Raw genomic sequence first — 19810 nt, forward strand, 5'->3', positions numbered from 1 at the left:
AGGCTCGGGCCGCGTTCGGACGATCTTTTGATCTTGCTTCTCACAAAAACCCGGCGACCTTCTTCGCTGTCGCGTCCAAATGCTGCTCATGCGTAAACCCTGAAGCCTTCAACGGCTTCAAATCATGATCCCCCGCCGCCAGCCAGAACACCTCGATACCCGGCGCCAACGTATAAGCCTCAACGGCCTCACGATTGCCCAGCGCATCGCGCTCACCCTGCACAATCAACGTCCGTGTCTTTAGCGCAGCCAAGTGCTCAACCCGAGGTTTCTCCGGTTTGCCGACGGCATAAAACGGATAACCGAGGCACACCAGCGCATCCGCTTCCAGCTCATCGGCCAAAAGACTGGCCATCCGCCCGCCCATGGACTTGCCGCCAATGGCCAGACGCCCAGTGACATGGCGTCGCACCACGGCGTACACCTCGCGCCAGCATTCCAGCAGTTTCGGCACCGGGTTCGGTGGGCGCTTGCCGCCGTCCACTCGCCGTTGGGCCATGTACGGAAACTCGAAGCGCAGCACGTTGACGCCTTGCTCGGCAAGGCGCGCAGCCATGTCGCTCATCCAGCCGCTGTCCATCGGCGCACCCGCGCCATGGGCGAGAATCAGTGTCGCCGAGGCCGGCACCGAGGCGGCATTCCACAGCCATCCGTGATCCCGCACGCACTGCGCCCATTGATCCCCGTCAATACTGGCCTTGTGCTGTTTGTCCATGCTTGCCTCGCTTTTAGTCTGCCTATAACTCCAGGCGAAGGGAGCGTCTGCCTTGCGCGGCTTACTCGCAAAGACGGGCCCTCACTTCGGCTGAACCGTGGATGGGGAACCATGAACACTTCTATCAGTACCGCCTACAACTACAAGGTGGTCCGCCAATTCGCCATTATGACGGTGGTGTGGGGCATCGTCGGCATGGGGCTCGGGGTTTTTCTCGCCGCCCAGTTGGTCTGGCCCGAACTCAACTTCAATCTGCCATGGACCAGTTTCGGCCGGTTGCGCCCGCTGCACACCAACGCGGTGATCTTCGCCTTCGGCGGCTGTGCGTTGTTCGCCAGTTCGTTCTACTCGGTACAGCGTACCTGCCAGACTCGATTGTTTGCGCCGAAAATCGCCGCGTTCTGCTTCTGGGGCTGGCAACTGGTGATCCTGTTGGCGGCGATCAGCCTGCCGCTGGGTTACACCAGCTCCAAGGAATACGCCGAACTGGAATGGCCGATCGACATCCTGATCACCATCGTCTGGGTGGCTTACGCCATCGTGTTCTTCGGCACGATCATGCAACGCAAGACCAAGCACATCTATGTCGGTAACTGGTTCTTCGGTGGATTCATCATCACCGTGGCAATCCTGCACATCGTCAACAACCTGGAATTGCCGGTGAGTCTGACCAAGTCCTACTCGCTGTACTCCGGTGCGACCGATGCCATGGTGCAGTGGTGGTACGGCCACAACGCCGTAGGCTTTTTCCTCACCGCCGGTTTCCTCGGGATGATGTACTACTTCGTGCCGAAACAGGCCGAACGCCCGGTGTATTCCTATCGCTTGTCGATCGTGCACTTCTGGGCGCTGATCACCCTGTACATCTGGGCCGGTCCCCACCACTTGCACTACACCGCGCTGCCAGACTGGGCACAGTCGTTGGGCATGGTGATGTCGCTGATCCTGCTGGCGCCGAGCTGGGGCGGGATGATCAACGGCATGATGACCCTGTCGGGTGCCTGGCATAAGTTGCGCAGCGACCCGATCCTGCGTTTCCTCGTGGTGTCCCTGGCGTTCTACGGCATGTCGACCTTCGAAGGGCCGATGATGGCGATCAAGACGGTCAACGCCCTCTCCCACTACACCGACTGGACCATCGGCCACGTTCACGCCGGCGCGCTCGGCTGGGTGGCAATGATTTCCATCGGTGCGCTGTACCACATGATCCCGAAAGTCTTCGGCCGCGAGCAGATGCACAGCATCGGCCTGATCAACGCGCACTTCTGGCTCGCCACCATCGGCACCGTGCTGTACATCGCCTCGATGTGGGTCAACGGCATCGCCCAGGGCCTGATGTGGCGCGCAGTCAACGAGGACGGCACGCTGACCTACTCCTTCGTCGAAACCCTGGTGGCCAGCCATCCTGGCTTCATCGTGCGACTGGTCGGCGGCGCGATCTTCCTCAGCGGCATGCTGCTGATGGCTTACAACACCTGGCGCACCGTGCGGGCCTCGCAGCCTGCCGAAGCCGTCGCTGCCGCGCAGATCGCCTGAGGAGTCCGCCATGAAACACGAAACAATCGAGAAAAACGTCGGCCTGCTGATGTTGCTGATGGTATTCGCCGTGAGCATCGGCGGCCTGACCCAGATCGTCCCGCTGTTCTTCCAGGACGTGACCAACAAACCGGTGGAAGGCATGAAGCCCTACACCGCGCTGCAACTGGAAGGTCGCGACATTTACATCCGCGAAGGCTGCGTCGGTTGCCACTCGCAGATGATCCGCCCGTTCCGCGCCGAAACCGAACGCTACGGCCATTACTCGGTGGCCGGGGAAAGCGTGTGGGATCACCCGTTCCTCTGGGGCTCCAAGCGCACCGGGCCGGACCTGGCGCGAGTCGGCGGGCGCTACTCCGAAGACTGGCACCGCGCGCACTTGTACAACCCGCGCAACGTGGTGCCGGAATCGAAGATGCCGGCGTATCCATGGCTGGTGGCCAACCCGCTCGACAGCAGCCACACCGAAACCAAGATCCGCGCCATGCGCACCCTCGGCGTGCCGTACACCGACGAAGACATCGCAGGCTCAGTCGCTTCGCTCAAGGGCAAGACCGAGATGGACGCGCTGGTTGCCTACCTGCAAGTGCTCGGCACTGCCATCAAGAGCAAGAGGTGAGTCATGGTCATTGATATGAGCACAGGCCTGATCCGTGGCCTCGGCACAGTCGTGGTGTTCGTGGCCTTCGTCGGCCTGACACTGTGGGTGTTCAACAGCAAGCGCAATCCGCAATTCGCCGAAGCGCGCCTGCTGCCGTTCGCTGACGAGCCGCAACCCGAAACTACCCAAGAATCTGCAACAACAAGGAGCGCCCGGCCATGACCACCTTCTGGAGTGCGTGGATCTGCGTACTGACCATCGGCAGCCTGATCGGCCTGACCTGGCTGCTGATCGGCACCCGCCGGGGCGAAACCAAGGGCAGCGTCGACCAGACCATGGGCCACAGCTTCGACGGCATCGAGGAGTACGACAACCCGCTGCCGCAGTGGTGGTTCATGCTGTTCGCCGGCACCCTGGTGTTCTCGGTCGGCTACCTGATTCTTTATCCGGGCCTGGGCAACTGGAAAGGCATCCTGCCCGGTTATGAAAACGGCTGGACTGGTGTCCATGAATGGGAAAAGGAGATGAGCAAGGCAGACGCGAAGTTCGGACCGATCTTCGCCAAATTCGCCGCCATGCCGGTCGAAGAAGTAGCGAAAGACCCGCAAGCGCTGAAAATGGGCGGCCGCCTGTTCGCCTCCAACTGCTCGGTGTGCCACGGCTCGGATGCCAAGGGCGCGTTCGGTTTTCCCAACCTGGCTGACAGCGATTGGCGCTGGGGCGGCAGTGCCGAGACCATCAAGACCACCATCATGGGTGGCCGGATGGCGGCCATGCCGGCCTGGGGTGAAGTGTTGGGTGAGACCGGGGTGAAGAACGTCGCCGCGTACGTGCGTCACGAATTGGCCGGTCTGCCGCTACCAGCCGACAGTGGTGCCAACGTGCAAGCCGGACAGCAACTGTTCAGCACCACCTGCGTAGCCTGTCATGGGGCAAACGGCCAGGGCACTGAAGCCATGGGCGCGCCGAATCTGACGCACCCGGCCGGTTTTATCTACGGTACCAGCCTGGCGCAACTGCAACAGACTATTCGCCATGGCCGCCAGGGCCATATGCCGGCGCAAAACGAACTGCTGGGCAACGACAAGGTGCAATTGCTGGCCGCTTATGTGTACAGCTTGTCCCACGGAGTCGGCACCGAGCGTTTGCAGGCACAAGGCAAAAACGAATAATTTTTGACCGCTCTGCTGCCGCATTCTGCGGAATGCGGCAGTTCCCTGCCTCTTTGCGACCCATTGTCGCACCCTGCCGTTCCCCTTCCTTTCGGTTCACCAGATTCGGGTCTAAGCTTCCTCGGTGCGGACTGGCATGAGCCGGTTCCAGGTCGATTTTACCCGATGTGTTCGACGATTCTGTTCGATGACAGGCCGCAAAGGCTGGTAGATACCGGCTGTCGCGCAAATTGCCGTCTGTCCCTCGATCGTTGCGTTTGAACACACCCCGTTACATCTGACTTGAACCCCTCGCCTTTTTCATCCGCTGCGACATTTTGTCAGAGGGCAATTTTGTCCTTACGCGGCGCATGGAAAGGCCGCAGAATCAGGTTTTGAAAGCATTGACCCAGGTCATGGCGCGTTGCAATGACCCCCCGCTTTCTCCATACTTGCGGCCGATTTTTACTCCTAATAAAACACCCAAACCGTGGAACCTTAGAATGAGCACAGCAATCAGTCCGACTGCTTATAACTATAAGGTAGTCCGCCAGTTCGCCATCATGACGGTGGTCTGGGGGATCCTTGGCATGGGGCTTGGTGTCTTCATCGCCTCACAGCTCGTATGGCCGGAATTGAACTTCGGTCTGCCGTGGACGACTTTTGGACGCTTACGCCCGTTGCACACCAACCTGGTGATTTTCGCCTTCGGTGGTTGTGCTCTGTTTGCCACTTCTTATTACGTCGTGCAGCGAACCTGCCAAACGCGACTGATCTCCGACAGCCTCGCGGCCTTCACCTTCTGGGGTTGGCAAGCGGTGATCGTCGGCGCGATCGTGACCTTGCCGATGGGTTTCACCACCACCAAGGAATACGCGGAACTGGAATGGCCCCTGGCTATTCTGCTGGCCATCGTCTGGGTCACCTACGGTCTGGTGTTCTTCGGCACCATCGTCAAGCGCAAGACCAAGCACATCTATGTCGGTAACTGGTTCTACGGTGCCTTCATCGTCGTGACCGCGATGCTGCACATCGTCAACCACATGTCGCTGCCGGTCAGCCTGTTCAAGTCCTACTCGGCCTACGCGGGTGCGACCGACGCGATGATCCAGTGGTGGTACGGCCACAACGCCGTGGGCTTCTTCCTGACCACTGGCTTCCTGGGGATGATGTACTACTTCGTGCCGAAACAGGCCGAGCGTCCGATCTACTCCTATCGCCTGTCGATCGTGCACTTCTGGGCGCTGATCACCCTGTACATCTGGGCCGGTCCGCACCACCTGCACTACACCGCACTGCCGGACTGGGCTCAGTCCCTGGGCATGGCGATGTCGATCATCCTGCTGGCTCCGAGCTGGGGCGGCATGATCAACGGCATGATGACCCTGTCGGGCGCCTGGCATAAGCTGCGCACCGACCCGATCCTGCGTTTCCTGGTCGTGTCGCTGGCGTTCTACGGCATGTCGACCTTCGAAGGCCCGATGATGGCCATCAAGACCGTCAACTCGCTCTCGCACTACACCGACTGGACCATCGGCCACGTACACGCCGGCGCCTTGGGCTGGGTAGCGATGATCTCGATCGGCGCCATCTACCACATGATCCCGAAACTGTTCGGCCGTGCACAAATGCACAGCACCGGTCTGATCAACGCGCACTTCTGGCTCGCGACCATCGGTACCGTGTTGTACATCGCTTCGATGTGGGTCAACGGCATCACCCAGGGCCTGATGTGGCGTGCAATCAACGACGACGGCACCCTCACCTACTCGTTCGTGGAAGCGCTGCAAGCCAGCCACCCTGGTTTCATCGTTCGTGCCCTGGGCGGCGCGTTCTTTGCCAGCGGCATGCTGTTGATGGCCTACAACGTGTTCCGTACCGTTCGTGCCTCGGACCCGGCTGAAGCTGAAGCCGCCGCCAAGATTGCTGTAGTTGGAGCTCACTGATGAAGCATGAAGCAGTCGAGAAGAATATTGGCCTGCTGGCCTTCTTCATGGTTATCGCCGTCAGCATCGGCGGCCTGACCCAGATCGTTCCGCTGTTTTTCCAGGACGTTACCAACAAGCCGGTCGAGGGCATGAAGCCTCGTACCGCCCTTGAACTGGAAGGCCGCGACATCTACATCGCCAACGGTTGTGTCGGCTGCCACTCGCAGATGATCCGCCCGTTCCGTGCTGAAACCGAACGCTACGGCCACTACTCGGTCGCCGGTGAAAGCGTCTGGGATCACCCGTTCCTGTGGGGTTCCAAGCGTACCGGTCCGGACCTGGCCCGTGTCGGCGGTCGTTACTCCGATGACTGGCAGCGTGCGCACTTGTACAACCCGCGCAACGTGGTGCCCGAGTCGAAAATGCCGGCTTACCCGTTCCTCGTGGAAAACAAGCTCGACGGCAAAGACACCGCCAAGAAAATGGAAGTCTTGCGCACGCTCGGCGTCCCTTACACCGACGAAGACATCGCCGGCGCCAAGGATGCTGTGAAGGGCAAAACCGAAATGGACGCGCTGGTGGCCTATCTGCAAGGCCTGGGCACCATCATCAAAAGCAAACGGTGATTTAGATGGATATCGGGATGATTCGTGGCCTGGGCACCGTTGTTGTGATGGTGGCCTTCATCGGTCTGGCGTTGTGGGTATTCAGCCCCAAGCGCAAGTCGGAGTTTGAAGACGCGACCTTGCTGCCTTTCGCGGATGATCCCGAAGCCATCAAGCACGTCGAGCAAGCTTCTAGGAGTAACAAAGAATGACTACGTTCTGGAGTCTGTACGTCACAGTCCTCAGTCTCGGCACCATCTTCGCCCTGACCTGGCTGCTGCTGTCCACCCGCAAGGGCCAGCGCGCCGAGCAGACCGACGAGACGGTCGGCCACTCCTTCGACGGGATCGAGGAGTACGACAACCCACTGCCGAAATGGTGGTTCATGCTGTTCGTGGGCACCATCATCTTCGCCCTTGGCTATCTGGTCCTGTACCCGGGCCTGGGTAACTGGAAAGGCCTGTTGCCAGGTTACAACTACCTGGATAACGAGAAGCAGACCGCGTTCGCCAACGGCCAGACCGGCTGGACCGGCGTCCACGAGTGGGAAAAGGAAATGGCCAGGTCGGACGCCAAGTTCGGCCCGATCTTCGCCAAGTTCGCTTCCATGCCAATCGAAGAAGTCGCCAAGGACCCGCAAGCCCTGAAGATGGGTGGCCGCCTGTTCGCCTCCAACTGCTCGGTCTGCCACGGTTCCGACGCCAAAGGCGCTTATGGCTTCCCTAACCTGACCGACGCCGACTGGCGCTGGGGCGGTGAAGCGGCAACCATCAAGACCACCATCATGGGCGGCCGTCACGCCGTGATGCCGGCCTGGGCCGAAGTGATCGGCGAACAAGGCGTCAGTGACGTTGCCGCTTACGTGCTGACCAGCCTCGATGGCCGCAAACTGCCGGAAGGCGCCAAGGCTGACCCGGTTGCCGGCCAGAAGCTGTTCGCTGCCAACTGCGTGGCTTGCCACGGTCCGGAAGGCAAAGGCACCCCGGCCATGGGCGCCCCTAACCTGACTCACCCGGCAGCGTTCATCTACGGTTCGAGCTTCGCTCAACTGCAGCAGACCATCCGTTACGGCCGTCAGGGCCAGATGCCTGCGCAAGAACAGCTGCAAGGCAACGACAAGGTTCACCTGCTGGCCGCTTACGTCTACAGCCTCTCTCACGGTGAGAAAGCGCCGGTGGCAGACACCCAGTAAGGCAAACGCTCGATGCAACAAAAAAGGCCCCGCCAGTGATCTGGCGGGGCCTTTTTCATGGGCGTGTCTCGTCCTGAATAAGGTTTACACCTTCTGACTTATCTTCAGGAGGAACCAATGGATACGGGGAAAAGGCGCAGCCAGCGAGATTACACGCTGGGCTTTAAATTGGCAGTCGTCGATCAGGTCGAAAAAGGCGAGTTGAGTTATAAAGAGGCTCAACGGCGCTACGGGATTCAGGGGCGGTCGACTGTGCTGGTGTGGTTACGCAAGCATGGGCGGCAGGACTGGAGCCAAGGCGCCTCTATTCGCGCCCAGAGGAGCCGACCGATGGACGAACAAAGTTTGCCGCTGACCCCTGAGCAGCGAATCAAGGAGCTGGAGGAAAAACTGGCCCTTGCCAATCAGAAAGCCCAATTCTTCGAAGCGGTGGTTGACGTGTTGAAGAACGATTACGGGGTTTCTATCGTAAAAAAGCGATCCGGCAAGTCCTCACCCAAGGGCAAGTCCAAGGCCTGAGCATTCAGAGGGCTTGCCAGTTTCTGGGCATATCCCGGCAGGCGTACTACAAACGAAACCGGGCTTATGACGCGCAAGCCAGTCATGCTCAGAAAGTGCTGGGTTTTGTCCTGGAAACACGTCTTCAGATGCCCCGGCTGGGCACTCGCAAGCTGCATGGCCTTATGCAGGCGGAGCCTGAGCTGACGCAAACGGTAGGTCGAGATCGGCTATTCGATATCTTGCGAGACAATCGGCAACTGGTTCCTCGCAAGCGCGCCTATCACAAGACCACTGACAGCCATCATCGCTTCCGCCGACATCCGAACCGGTTAAAACCTGGCCCTGATCAAGTGACTGCCACGGGACCCGAGCAGGTCTGGGTGGCGGACATCACCTATTTGCCGACCCAACAAAGCGTTGCCTATGTGAGCTTGGTGACCGATGCCTACTCTCGCAAAATCGTCGGCCATCACGTGCATGAAACCCTGCACACCGAATCGGTCATCCAGGCGATGAGTAAGGCTCTACGGGGCAGAAGAACGGATCAGACGCTGGTGCATCACTCAGATCGCGGCTCGCAATACTGCTCTGATCTCTACCAGAAGTTGCACGCCAAACATGGAATCAGGTGCTCGATGACCGACGGGTATGACTGTTATCAGAACGCTTTGGCAGAGCGTGTGAACGGGATCTTGAAGACAGAGTTTCTGCTTCACCGACCTAGAGATCTGGCCGAGGCGATTCGAATGGTCGACGAGTCGATAAGCATCTACAACAGCAAACGTCCGCACCTATCGTTGAAATGCAAAACGCCCGATGCGGTGCATCGGGCGTTTTGAGGGTGAAACAGGTGTAAACCTATTTCAGGACTAGACAGCGACTGGCGAAAATTGATTTCACCGGCACTTTCGCTACAAGCTTGCGGTTATGCCACTGGTTGTTTTCGACCAGATCGACCTGCAGTTGCTTGCGATCCGCGGAAAAACTGGCAATCAGATAGGTCTCCTGGGAAGCGCTGCCACTGAGGAAAACGGGCACGTTCCCCCTATAGGACATGGAACCGCCGTTTTCATGAAGATGACCGGCGAATATGGCCGTCACCTCATATTTTGCGATCATATCCCTGAAACGACTTTCCTGACTCCAGTCACCCTGCCAGTCATAGGGTTTATGCATGTTGATAATGATCGCATAACCTTGGACCCGGGCGGTTCGCAAATCATTTTCAAGCCAATCCAGTGCAGCGGTAATATTAAAAGTCGTAGGATTCAGGGGATGGGAAATTTTGGTTGCATAAGTCGGCTCATTATTAAGCTGGACCAGATGAACCTCCCCTATGTTTTTGGAATAGGCAAGACTACCCGAATACGTCTTATCGAACAAAAAACCCGTAACCTTCAAATCGAAGTTATCTACCTTGTCGGCATGATGCTCTTGATATTCGACAATACTGCCCGTCGCACAACTATTAGTAAAACAATCATCGACATTGTTCTGATAGTCATGATTACCCAAGCCGTACAGATAGTCTTTATTAAAGTATTTCTGCAGCGTCGAACGGATATACGAGCGCTGCCAGCCATGACCAAACGCCGTCATGTCACCGTTGATCATCAACGGCACTTGCGACTGACCGCCCATTTTGCTTCTGAAATCCGCAATACTCGCGAACTGGGTCTCCACCAGCCATTTGGCACGCTGTTCAAACTCTTTGTCGGATTCATATTCCTCACTGTCCGTTTTATCCGTCCACGGATACTGCGGATCAGACGCGAAGACCATATGAATAGGTGTACCTTCATTTGAATGTGCGATAGATGCCAGCGACAGGATCCACATGCATGCGAATAACTTCGCACCTTTTACAATGTTCATAGAATTCCATTTCCGTAATATTAGATAGACACGCCGTTATTGAATAACTGCATACCAGAACAACTTATTCCAGAAAATAGAAAACCGCAAACATCAAACAGTGGGCAATTCAGTTAATATATTTCCGACTTACTTATAACAACTGACGGCGTTGCTTTCGCCAGGAGCGTAGCCCCCCCGTACAGGGAAACGTAATGCGCGCCTGGCTGAAGCGCCACCGCGTCCTACCGCCTTCGATGCCAGGATTTTGCCGGTCGATGCCACCGTAGCGCTCGAATGAGCTCACCGCCCCCTCAAAACCGTCCATAATTCACAAGTCAATTGATTCAAGTCATTACACTGTCAGTTGATTTCCACCAACGTGACCAAAGGTCGCACCCTTGAGTTAGAGCTACAGGCGTATCATTGCGCCACTGCAACACCTCTTTTTGACCGCGGTCGGCACGTACTGACCGAGGCATTTTTCCACTGCCGTGGGATGCAATGATGAGCAATCAGATTCCGGTACACGACGTCACTCCACCTGCCAAGAACGCGAACAACAGCGTCGACCTCTACGCCTCTCGAGAAAAGATCTACACCCGCGCCTTCACCGGCCTGTTCCGCAACCTGCGGATGACGGGTGGTGCCGCACTGTTTCTGCTGTATTTCGGCACGGTGTGGCTGAGTTGGGGCGGTCATCAGGCCGTCTGGTGGAACCTGCCGGAGCGTAAGTTCTTCATTTTTGGCGCGACCTTCTGGCCCCAGGACTTCATCCTGCTCTCGGGCATTCTGATCATCAGCGCCTTCGGCCTGTTCTTCATTACCGTGTATGCCGGTCGGGTCTGGTGCGGCTACACCTGCCCGCAAAGCGTCTGGACCTGGATCTTCATGTGGTGCGAAAAGGTCACCGAAGGCGACCGCAACCAGCGCATCAAGCTCGACAAGGCGCCGATGAGCGCCAACAAATTCCTGCGCAAATTCAGCAAGCACACGATGTGGCTGCTGATCGGCTTCGTGACCGGCATGACCTTCGTCGGCTACTTCTCGCCGATTCGTGAACTGGTGATCGACTTCTTCACCGGTGAAGCCGATGGCTGGTCGTATTTCTGGGTCGGTTTCTTCACCCTCGCCACCTACGGCAACGCCGGCTGGCTACGCGAACAGGTGTGCATTTACATGTGCCCGTACGCCCGCTTCCAGAGCGTGATGTTCGACAAGGACACGCTGATCGTCTCCTACGACCCGCGCCGTGGCGAAAGCCGTGGCCCGCGCAAGAAAGGCATCGACTACAAGGCTCAGGGCCTGGGCGATTGCATCGACTGCACCATGTGCGTCCAGGTCTGCCCCACCGGCATCGACATCCGCGACGGCCTGCAAATCGAATGCATCGGCTGTGCGGCCTGCATCGACGCCTGCGATAGCATCATGGACAAGATGGATTACCCACGCGGCCTGATCAGCTACACCACTGAGCACAACCTGTCGGGGCAAAAAACCCATAAACTGCGCCCTCGCCTGATCGGCTACGCCCTGGTGTTGCTGACCATGATCGCGTTGCTGGTGACCGCGTTCTTCATGCGCTCGCTGGTCGGTTTCGATGTCAGCAAAGACCGCGTGCTGTACCGTGAGAACGCCGAAGGCCGGATCGAAAACGTCTACAGCCTGAAGATCATGAACAAGGACCAGCGCGACCACACCTACGTGCTCGAAGCCACCGGCCTGCCGGACCTCAAGCTGCAAGGCAAGCGCGAGATCAAAGTCGCCGCCGGGGAAATTTTCAGCCAGCCGGTCGAGTTGTCCAGCTCGCCGGAGCAACTGCCGTCGAGCACCAACGAGGTGAAATTCATCCTCAAGGATGCCGATGACGCCAGCGTCCACGTTGAAGCCAAGAGCCGATTCATCGGCCCACAAATTCGTTGAGAGAAGTGATCATGCCCGCAGCAACTGCCGCAAGTCCTTGGTACAAGCACCTTTGGCCGTGGATCATCATCGCCATCCTGGCCTGCTCGGTGACCTTGACCCTGTCGATGGTGACCATCGCGGTGAACAACCCGGACAACCTGGTCAACGACAACTATTACGAGGCCGGCAAAGGCATCAACCGCTCCCTGGACCGTGAACTGCTGGCCCAGACCCTGCAACTGCGAGCCAGCGTGCACCTGGATGAGCTGACCGGCGAAGTCGACCTGCGCCTGAGCGGCAACAGCCAACCGAAAACCCTTGAGCTGAATCTGATTTCGCCGACCCAGCCGGAGAAGGATCGCAAGATCACCCTGGCCCGCAGTGAAACTGAACAGGGCCGCTACATTGGCCAGTTGAGCGACAAGGTTGAAGGCCGGCGTTTCGTTGAGTTGTTGGGTATGCAGGATGACAAGACCTGGCGCATGTTCGAAGAAGAACAGGTCAGCCATGCCAAGGATCTGCTGCTCGGTGATGAGCCGTTGCAAGGTGCCGAAGACCTGAAGAAATAGTCACAACGATCTCCTGTGGCGAGCGGGCTTGCCCGCGTTCGGTTGCGCAGCAGCCGCAAGTTGTCTACTCGATCTATCGAGAAGTTCGCGCTGACTGTCTTTGGGACCGCTGCGCGGTCCAACGGGGGCAAGCCCCCTCGCCACAGAGGCCTTTGGGCCTGCCACAATGGTTTTCATGGCAACAAACATGACCAGTCCAACCCCCTGCTACCACTGCGCACTGCCCGTCCCGGCCGGTAGCCGCTTCACCGCCGCTGTCCTCGGGGATACCCGCGAATTCTGCTGCCCGGGTTGCCAGGCGGTGGCCGAGGCCATCGTGGCCGGTGGGCTGGAAAGTTATTACCAGCATCGCAGCGAAGCCTCGGCCAACCCCGAAGCCTTGCCGGTGCAGTTGGTCGACGAGTTGGCGCTGTATGATCGCGCCGACGTGCAGCAACCCTTTGTCCGTCACGAAGGCGAACTCGCCGAAGCCACTCTGTTGATGGAAGGCATCAGCTGCGCCGCCTGCGGCTGGCTGATCGAAAAGCATCTTCGCAGCCTGCCGGCGGTGGCCGAAGCACGCCTGAACCTGTCCAACCATCGCCTGCACGTGCGCTGGGCCGACGCGCAATTGCCGTTGAGCCAGGTGCTCAGCGAATTGCGCCACATCGGTTACGCCGCTCACCCTTATCAGGCCGACCGTGCCAGCGAACAACTGGCCAGCGAAAACCGTCTGGCCCTGCGCCAACTCGGGGTCGCCGGGTTGCTGTGGTTCCAGGCGATGATGGCGACCATGGCCACCTGGCCGGAATTCAACATTGACCTCAGCCCCGAACTGCACACCATCTTGCGTTGGGTCGCGTTGTTTCTCACCACGCCGATCGTGTTCTACAGCTGTGCGCCGTTCTTCAAAGGGGCGATGCGCGATCTGCGCACCCGGCACCTGACGATGGACGTCTCGGTGTCACTGGCAATTGGCAGTGCCTATATCGCCGGGATCTGGACCTCGATCACCGGGGTCGGCGAGCTGTATTTCGATGCGGTGGGAATGTTTGCGCTGTTCCTGCTGGCTGGGCGCTACCTGGAACGCCGCGCCCGGGAACGAACCGCCGCCGCGACCGCACAACTGGTCAATCTGTTGCCCGCCTCCTGCCTGCGGCTGAGTGCCGACGGCCAGAGCGAGCGGATTCTGCTCAGCGAGCTGCGCGTGGGCGATCAGGTGCTGGTGCACCCCGGCGCGATCCTGCCGGCCGACGGCAAGATCCTCGACGGTCAGTCGAGCATTGACGAATCCCTGCTCACCGGCGAATACCTGCCGCAACCACGAACCCTGGGCGACGTTGTCACCGCTGGCACCTTGAACGTCGAGGGTGCGTTGACCGTGGAGGTCCTGGCGCTGGGTCAGGACACGCGCCTGTCGGCCATCGTCCGCCTGCTGGATCGCGCCCAGGCCGAAAAGCCACGGCTGGCGGAAATCGCCGACCGCGCCGCGCAATGGTTCTTGCTGCTGACGCTTATCGCAGTGGCCGCCATCGGCCTGCTCTGGTGGGAGCTGGATTCATCGCGAGCGTTCTGGATTGTCCTGGCGATGCTGGTTGCGACCTGCCCGTGCGCCTTGTCCCTGGCCACGCCGACCGCTCTCACCGCCGCCACCGGCACGCTGCACAAACTGGGGCTTTTGCTGACGCGCGGCCATGTACTGGAAGGCCTGAACCAGATCGACACGGTGATTTTCGACAAAACCGGCACCCTCACCGAAGGTCGGCTGGCCTTGCGTTCGATCCGGCCGCTTGGGGCACTGGCGAGCGATCAATGCCTGAGCCTCGCCGCCGCCCTGGAAAACCGTTCCGAACACCCGATCGCCCGGGCTTTTGGCCGCGCGCCGCTGGCCGCCGAAGAGGTCCACAGCACGCCGGGCCTGGGCCTTGAAGGCTTGGTCGGCGCGCAACGCCTGCGCATTGGCCAACCGGGTTTTGTCTGCGAGCTCAGCGGTGCTCAAGTGCCGATGATGCCCGATGAACCTGGCCAATGGCTGCTGCTCGGCGACAGCCAGGGACCACTGGCGTGGTTCGTCCTCGACGACCGTTTGCGCGCCGACGCCCCCGCTCTGCTGGCGGCCTGCAAGGCTCGCGGCTGGCGCACCTTGCTGCTGTCCGGCGACAGCTCGCCGATGGTCGCCAGCGTCGCCGCCGAACTGGGCATCGACGAGGCCCGTGGCGGTTTGCGTCCGGACGATAAATTGCAGGTGCTGAAACAACTGCACCAGGAAGGCCGCAAGGTGTTGATGCTCGGTGACGGGGTCAACGACGTGCCGGTGCTGGCCGCCGCCGACATCAGCGTGGCGATGGGCTCGGCCACCGATCTGGCAAAAACCAGTGCCGACGCGGTGTTGCTGTCGAACCGCCTCGACGCGCTGGTGCAAGCCTTCAGCCTGGCCCGTCGCACCCGTCGGGTCATCATCGAGAACTTGCTGTGGGCAGCGCTGTACAATGGCCTCATGTTGCCATTCGCCGCCCTCGGCTGGATCACTCCGGTGTGGGCCGCGGTCGGCATGTCCATCAGTTCGTTGACCGTGGTGTTGAATGCTTTGCGCCTGACTCGCCTGCCGAGCGCGCCAGCCACCAGCGCCACGCCAGAAACCCGCCCGCTGCCGGCCTGAGCCGCGCGGGCATGGAGTCCAGATGCCAGCTCTCTACGTGATGATCCCGGCCGCGCTGCTGATCGTGGCCATCGCTATCTACATCTTCTTCTGGGCGGTCGACAGCGGTCAGTACGACGACCTCGACGGCCCGGCCCACAGCATCCTGTTCGACGACCAGGACCCGAAGCACACGGCAGCGGTCGACGAGGCCAGCGGCCATCCGGCCAAACCCGACGACAAGGCGCCACCCCATGCTTGAGTTGGCGCCACTGCTGGTCTCTGCGCTGATCCTCGGCCTGCTCGGTGGCGGTCATTGCCTGGGCATGTGCGGCGGTTTGATGGGCGCATTGACCCTGGCGATCCCCAAGGAACAGCGCAGCCGACGCTTGCGCTTGTTGCTGGCCTACAACCTGGGGCGGATTCTCAGCTACGCCGCGGCCGGCCTGCTGATCGGCCTGGCTGGCTGGGCCGTGGCCAATAGCCCGGCGGCGATGTTCATGCGCATCCTCGCCGGATTGCTGCTGATCGCCATGGGGCTGTACCTGGCCGGCTGGTGGAGCGGCTTGACCCGCATCGAAAGCCTCGGTCGCGGCCTGTGGCGGCATATCCAGCCGGTGGCCAACACACTGTTGCCAGTGTCGAACCTGCCCCGCGCCTTGCTGCTCGGCGCGCTGTGGGGCTGGCTGCCGTGCGGGCTGGTTTACAGCACATTGCTGTGGTCGGCGAGTCAGGGTAATGCGCTGGACAGTGCGTTGCTGATGCTGGCGTTCGGGTTGGGCACCTGGCCGGTGCTGCTCGCCACAGGCCTGGCCGCCGAGCGGGTCACGGCGTTGTTGCGTAAACGCAGCGTGCGCATGACCGGCGGCTTGTTGGTGATGGTGTTCGGCATCTGGACCTTGCCGGGGCCGCATCAGCATTGGCTCATGGGGCATTAGCCCCCTCGCCACAAAAACTATCGCTATCGCCAATCACCGTTGATGCAAATCAAGATGCCGCAACGCCGCCCCCCCTAGACTCGCCGACACTGCCAGCCTATCCGGGGGAATGCCCGCATGCTCGACGCCATTCGTTGGGACACAGATCTGATCCGCCGTTACGACCTGGCGGGGCCGCGCTACACCTCGTATCCGACGGCCGTGCAATTCGACAGCCAGGTCGGCACCTTCGACCTGTTTCATGCCCTGCGCGACAGCCGCAAGGCGCTGCGGCCGTTATCCCTGTATGTGCACGTGCCGTTCTGCGCGAACATCTGCTACTACTGCGCCTGCAACAAAGTCATCACCAAGGACCGAGGCCGCGCCCTGCCCTATTTGCAGCGCCTGGAACAGGAAATCCAGCTGATCGCCTGCCACCTCGACCCCATGCAAAAAGTCGAGCAACTGCATTTCGGCGGCGGCACACCGACCTTTCTCAGCCACGATGAACTGCGTCAGCTGATGGCCCGGCTGCGCAAGCATTTCAATCTGCTGGACGACGATTCCGGCGACTACGGCATCGAGATCGACCCGCGCGAGGCCGACTGGTCGACCATGGGCCTGCTCCGGGAACTGGGCTTCAACCGGGTCAGCATCGGCCTGCAAGACCTTGACCCGGCGGTACAGCGGGCGGTCAATCGCCTGCAAAGCCTGGAAGAAACCCGCGCGGTGATCGACGCCGCCCGGACTCTACAATATCGCTCGATCAACATCGATCTGATCTACGGCCTGCCCAAGCAGACGCCCGAGAACTTCGCCCGCACCGTCGACGAAGTCATCAACCTGCAACCGGACCGGCTCTCGGTGTTCAACTACGCCCATCTGCCAGAGCGCTTCATGCCGCAACGGCGGATCAACAGCAACGATCTACCGGAACCGGCGCAGAAGCTGGAAATGCTCCAGCGCACCATCGAACAACTGACGGCCGCCGGTTACCGCTACATCGGCATGGACCACTTCGCCCTGCCCGATGATGAACTGGCGATTGCCTAGGAAGAGTCGACCTTGCAACGCAACTTCCAGGGCTACACCACCCACGGTCATTGCGATCTGATCGGTCTGGGGGTATCGGCCATCAGCCAGATCGGCGACCTGTACTGCCAGAACAGCAGCGACCTGACCCAGTACCAGAACGCTTTGGCGTCCGCACAACTGGCCACCGCCCGTGGCCTGCTGTGCAATGCCGACGATCGCTTGCGCAGGGCGGTGATTCAGCAACTGATTTGCCATTTCGACCTGGAATTCGTGGAAATCGAGCAGGCCTTCAACATCGATTTTCGCGGTTACTTCGGCGAGCTCTGGCCACAGCTGCAGGACATGGCCAAGGACGGGTTGATCGAGCTCGACAATGAACGGATCACCGTACTCCCCGCAGGCCGACTGCTGGTGCGCTCGGTGTGCATGGTGTTCGATGCATACCTGGAACACACCAATCGCCAGCGCTTTTCACGAGTGATCTAATGCCTTGCGGTTAAATTGTCGCAGGCTGGCCCGAATGTCCTCCCGTGGGGTACCCTTACGGCTTATGTGTGTTTTTTCCCACAAGGATTAAAGAAATGTCCGAGCCAGTAAAACTGCGCGCTCATAACCAGGCCCATTGCAAGGATTGCAGCCTGGCCCCTCTCTGCCTGCCACTTTCTCTGAATCTGGAAGACATGGATGCGCTGGACGATATCGTCAAACGTGGTCGCCCGCTGAAAAAAGGCGAATTCCTGTTTCGCCAGGGCGACACATTCGATTCCGTTTATGCAGTACGCTCCGGCGCCCTGAAGACCTTCAGCCTGAGCGATGGCGGCGAAGAACAACTCACCGGTTTCCATTTGCCGAGTGAATTGGTCGGCCTGTCGGGCATGGACACCGAAAAGCATCCAGTCTCGGCGCAAGCCCTGGAAACCACTTCGGTGTGCGAGATCCCGTTCGAGCGCCTCGATGAACTGGCCCTGCAACTGCCACAACTGCGCCGTCAGTTGATGCGCGTGATGAGCCGCGAGATTCGTGACGATCAGCAAATGATGTTGCTGCTGTCGAAGAAAACCGCCGACGAGCGCATCGCCACCTTCCTGGTCAACCTGTCGGCCCGTTTCCGCGCCCGAGGCTTCTCGGCCAACCAGTTCCGGCTGAGCATGTCGCGCAACGAAATCGGCAATTACCTGGGCCTGGCGGTGGAAACCGTGTCTCGGGTGTTCACGCGCTTCCAGCAAAACGAACTGATCGCCGCCGAGGGTAAGGAAGTGCACATCCTCGACCCGATCCAGCTCTGCGCCCTGGCCGGTGGCTCGATCGAAGGCTGACCCTGTTGACGGTGGCTGAGCGAAACGGTTCAGCCACCGTTATACTGCGACGTTTGCAGCCCGCCAGGACACTTCGACGATGGTCATCGACTCCTTCGACATCAAATCACTGATCCGCCCCGTGATCGACTTCCCCAAGCCGGGCGTGATCTTTCGCGACATCACCCCGCTGTTCCAGTCGCCCACGGCCCTGCGCCTGGTGATGGACAGCTTCGCCCATCGCTACGTCGAGGCCGACTTCACCCACATCGGCGCCATGGACGCGCGCGGGTTCCTGATCGGTTCGATATTGGCGTATCAGCTGAACAAGCCATTGGTGTTGTTCCGCAAGCAGGGCAAATTGCCTGCCGACGTGCTGGCCGAAGGTTACGCGACCGAATACGGCGAAGCCTTCCTTGAAGTCCACGCCGACAGCCTGTGCGAGGGGGATTCGGTGGTGCTGTTCGATGACCTGATCGCCACCGGCGGCACGCTGATTGCGGCGGCCAACCTGGTTCGGCGCATGGGCGCGCGGGTGCATGAAGCGGCGGCGATCATTGACTTGCCGGAGCTGGGTGGTTCGCAACGGCTGGAAGACATGGGGATTGCGACTTTCTGTCTGACGCAGTTTGCGTTGAGCGATAAGTAAGCGGCGTCTGGAAGGACGCCTTCGCGAGCCGCCAAGTTTTCAAAAGAAGATTTGCAGATCTTTTGATTTTGATACGGTTACAGCGAAATAGGCTTACGCCCGGCAAACGAATGCGCCAATGTCCCGCCATCCACCAGTTCCAGCTCGCCACCCAACGGCACGCCGTGGGCAATGCGCGAGGCGATCAGGCCCTTGTTGCTGAGCAACTGGGCGATGTAATGCGCCGTGGCCTCGCCTTCCACCGTCGGGTTGGTGGCGAGGATGACTTCGGTAAACGTGCCCGCCTCTTCGATCCGCGCCATCAGTTGTGGAATGCCGATGGCTTCCGGCCCCAACCCGTCCAGAGGCGACAGGTGGCCCTTGAGCACAAAGTAGCGACCGCGGAAACCGGTCTGCTCCACGGCGTAAACGTCCATCGGACCTTCCACCACACACAGCAAGGTGTCGTCGCGGCGTGAATCGGCGCATTGCGGGCACAGATCGTCTTCGGTCAGCGTGCGGCACAAACGGCAGTGGCCCACCCCTTCCATAGCCTGGCTCAGCGCCTGGGCCAGTCGCGAACCGCCGCTGCGATCGCGCTCAAGCAGTTGCAACGCCATGCGCTGGGCAGTTTTCTGACCCACACCCGGCAAAATTCGCAGGGCATCGATCAGTTGGCGAATCAAAGGGCTGAAGCTCATGGGGAAAAAGTCCGACATAACAACGAGACGCGGTTTATACCCGCGCCTCTGTTTAGCGTC

19 protein-coding genes and 1 pseudogene are annotated in these 19810 nt (G+C 59.9%); 17 read left to right on the plus strand and 3 right to left on the minus strand.

Going from position 1 to position 19810, the window contains the following annotated elements:
* Nucleotides 1-40 precede the first annotated feature (40 nt).
* Nucleotides 41-715 carry an alpha/beta family hydrolase gene (locus FFH90_RS21065; RefSeq protein WP_138866042.1) on the minus strand — a complete coding sequence of 225 codons (675 nt, stop codon included), beginning with the start codon at nt 713-715 and terminating at the stop codon, nt 41-43.
* Nucleotides 716-826: 111 nt separating this feature from the next.
* Between FFH90_RS21065 and ccoN (FFH90_RS21070) the strand changes: the two genes are divergently transcribed.
* The 9 genes from ccoN (FFH90_RS21070) to FFH90_RS21110 all read left to right on the plus strand — a co-directional run bounded on the left by ccoN (FFH90_RS21070) (nt 827) and on the right by FFH90_RS21110 (nt 9068).
* Complete coding sequence (gene ccoN, locus FFH90_RS21070; RefSeq protein ID WP_007942213.1) at nt 827-2251, plus strand: cytochrome-c oxidase, cbb3-type subunit I; 1425 nt, start codon at nt 827-829, stop codon at nt 2249-2251.
* 10 nt (nt 2252-2261) lie between these two features.
* The gene (gene ccoO / locus FFH90_RS21075) at nt 2262-2870 is read left to right on the plus strand and encodes a cytochrome-c oxidase, cbb3-type subunit II (protein ID WP_007942211.1); all 609 of its coding nucleotides are present in this window, start codon (nt 2262-2264) and stop codon (nt 2868-2870) included.
* 3 nt (nt 2871-2873) lie between these two features.
* Nucleotides 2874-3074 (plus strand): cbb3-type cytochrome c oxidase subunit 3, encoded by a 201-nt coding sequence (locus FFH90_RS21080; protein WP_018925303.1) that lies wholly within the window; start codon nt 2874-2876, stop codon nt 3072-3074.
* The gene (gene ccoP, locus FFH90_RS21085; RefSeq protein WP_138866043.1) at nt 3071-4024 is read left to right on the plus strand and encodes a cytochrome-c oxidase, cbb3-type subunit III; all 954 of its coding nucleotides are present in this window, start codon (nt 3071-3073) and stop codon (nt 4022-4024) included. The genes FFH90_RS21080 and ccoP (FFH90_RS21085) overlap by 4 nt, the downstream gene beginning before the upstream one ends.
* A 482-nt stretch (nt 4025-4506) precedes the next feature.
* Nucleotides 4507-5949 carry a cytochrome-c oxidase, cbb3-type subunit I gene (gene ccoN, locus FFH90_RS21090; RefSeq protein ID WP_007942208.1) on the plus strand — a complete coding sequence of 481 codons (1443 nt, stop codon included), beginning with the start codon at nt 4507-4509 and terminating at the stop codon, nt 5947-5949.
* Entirely contained in the window at nt 5949-6557 is a 609-nt protein-coding gene (gene ccoO, locus FFH90_RS21095; protein ID WP_018925301.1) for a cytochrome-c oxidase, cbb3-type subunit II, read from the plus strand. The genes ccoN (FFH90_RS21090) and ccoO (FFH90_RS21095) overlap by 1 nt, the downstream gene beginning before the upstream one ends.
* Before the next feature lie 5 nt (nt 6558-6562).
* Nucleotides 6563-6748, plus strand: a complete 186-nt coding sequence (locus FFH90_RS21100; protein ID WP_003175465.1) for a CcoQ/FixQ family Cbb3-type cytochrome c oxidase assembly chaperone — start codon at nt 6563-6565, stop codon at nt 6746-6748.
* On the plus strand, nt 6745-7728 hold the full coding sequence (gene ccoP, locus FFH90_RS21105) for a cytochrome-c oxidase, cbb3-type subunit III (RefSeq protein WP_064619113.1): 984 nt from the start codon (nt 6745-6747) through the stop codon (nt 7726-7728). The genes FFH90_RS21100 and ccoP (FFH90_RS21105) overlap by 4 nt, the downstream gene beginning before the upstream one ends.
* Nucleotides 7729-7845: 117 nt before the next feature.
* A protein-coding gene (locus FFH90_RS21110; protein ID WP_168206155.1) for an IS3 family transposase occupies nt 7846-9068 on the plus strand; the annotation gives its coding sequence in 2 pieces (ribosomal slippage) (nt 7846-8197 and nt 8197-9068; 1224 coding nt in all).
* A 19-nt stretch (nt 9069-9087) separates the two neighbouring features.
* Here the strand turns inward: FFH90_RS21110 and FFH90_RS21115 are convergent.
* Nucleotides 9088-10104 carry a metallophosphoesterase gene (locus tag FFH90_RS21115; protein ID WP_138866044.1) on the minus strand — a complete coding sequence of 339 codons (1017 nt, stop codon included), beginning with the start codon at nt 10102-10104 and terminating at the stop codon, nt 9088-9090.
* A 486-nt stretch (nt 10105-10590) separates the two neighbouring features.
* On the opposite strand from FFH90_RS21115, the gene ccoG reads away from it, so the two are divergent.
* The 8 genes and pseudogenes from ccoG (at nt 10591) to FFH90_RS21155 (ending at nt 19070) form a co-directional block, all read left to right on the plus strand.
* Nucleotides 10591-12006 carry a cytochrome c oxidase accessory protein CcoG gene (ccoG, locus tag FFH90_RS21120; RefSeq protein ID WP_007933370.1) on the plus strand — a complete coding sequence of 472 codons (1416 nt, stop codon included), beginning with the start codon at nt 10591-10593 and terminating at the stop codon, nt 12004-12006.
* 11 nt (nt 12007-12017) lie between these two features.
* Nucleotides 12018-12557 carry a FixH family protein gene (locus tag FFH90_RS21125; RefSeq protein ID WP_111454683.1) on the plus strand — a complete coding sequence of 180 codons (540 nt, stop codon included), beginning with the start codon at nt 12018-12020 and terminating at the stop codon, nt 12555-12557.
* A 187-nt stretch (nt 12558-12744) separates the two neighbouring features.
* Entirely contained in the window at nt 12745-15195 is a 2451-nt protein-coding gene (locus FFH90_RS21130; RefSeq protein WP_138866045.1) for a heavy metal translocating P-type ATPase, read from the plus strand.
* A gap of 22 nt (nt 15196-15217) precedes the next feature.
* Entirely contained in the window at nt 15218-15436 is a 219-nt protein-coding gene (gene ccoS / locus FFH90_RS21135) for a cbb3-type cytochrome oxidase assembly protein CcoS (protein ID WP_007933363.1), read from the plus strand.
* Entirely contained in the window at nt 15429-16112 is a 684-nt protein-coding gene (locus FFH90_RS21140; RefSeq protein ID WP_018925296.1) for a sulfite exporter TauE/SafE family protein, read from the plus strand. Before ccoS ends, FFH90_RS21140 begins: the two co-directional genes overlap by 8 nt.
* Before the next feature lie 117 nt (nt 16113-16229).
* Nucleotides 16230-17612: pseudogene (hemN, locus tag FFH90_RS21145) on the plus strand (oxygen-independent coproporphyrinogen III oxidase).
* 95 nt (nt 17613-17707) lie between these two features.
* Complete coding sequence (gene fnr / locus FFH90_RS21150; protein WP_018925294.1) at nt 17708-18442, plus strand: fumarate/nitrate reduction transcriptional regulator Fnr; 735 nt, start codon at nt 17708-17710, stop codon at nt 18440-18442.
* A gap of 79 nt (nt 18443-18521) precedes the next feature.
* Complete coding sequence (locus tag FFH90_RS21155; RefSeq protein WP_086945126.1) at nt 18522-19070, plus strand: adenine phosphoribosyltransferase; 549 nt, start codon at nt 18522-18524, stop codon at nt 19068-19070.
* Between the two features lie 77 nt (nt 19071-19147).
* On the opposite strand, the gene recR is transcribed toward FFH90_RS21155, so the two are convergent.
* Nucleotides 19148-19750, minus strand: coding sequence for a recombination mediator RecR (gene recR / locus FFH90_RS21160; RefSeq protein ID WP_064619124.1), 603 nt, complete (start codon nt 19748-19750; stop codon nt 19148-19150).
* Nucleotides 19751-19810 lie beyond the last annotated feature (60 nt).

This window comes from Pseudomonas sp. ATCC 43928, from assembly GCF_005938665.2.
In the GTDB taxonomy this organism is placed as follows: Bacteria; Pseudomonadota; Gammaproteobacteria; order Pseudomonadales; family Pseudomonadaceae; genus Aquipseudomonas.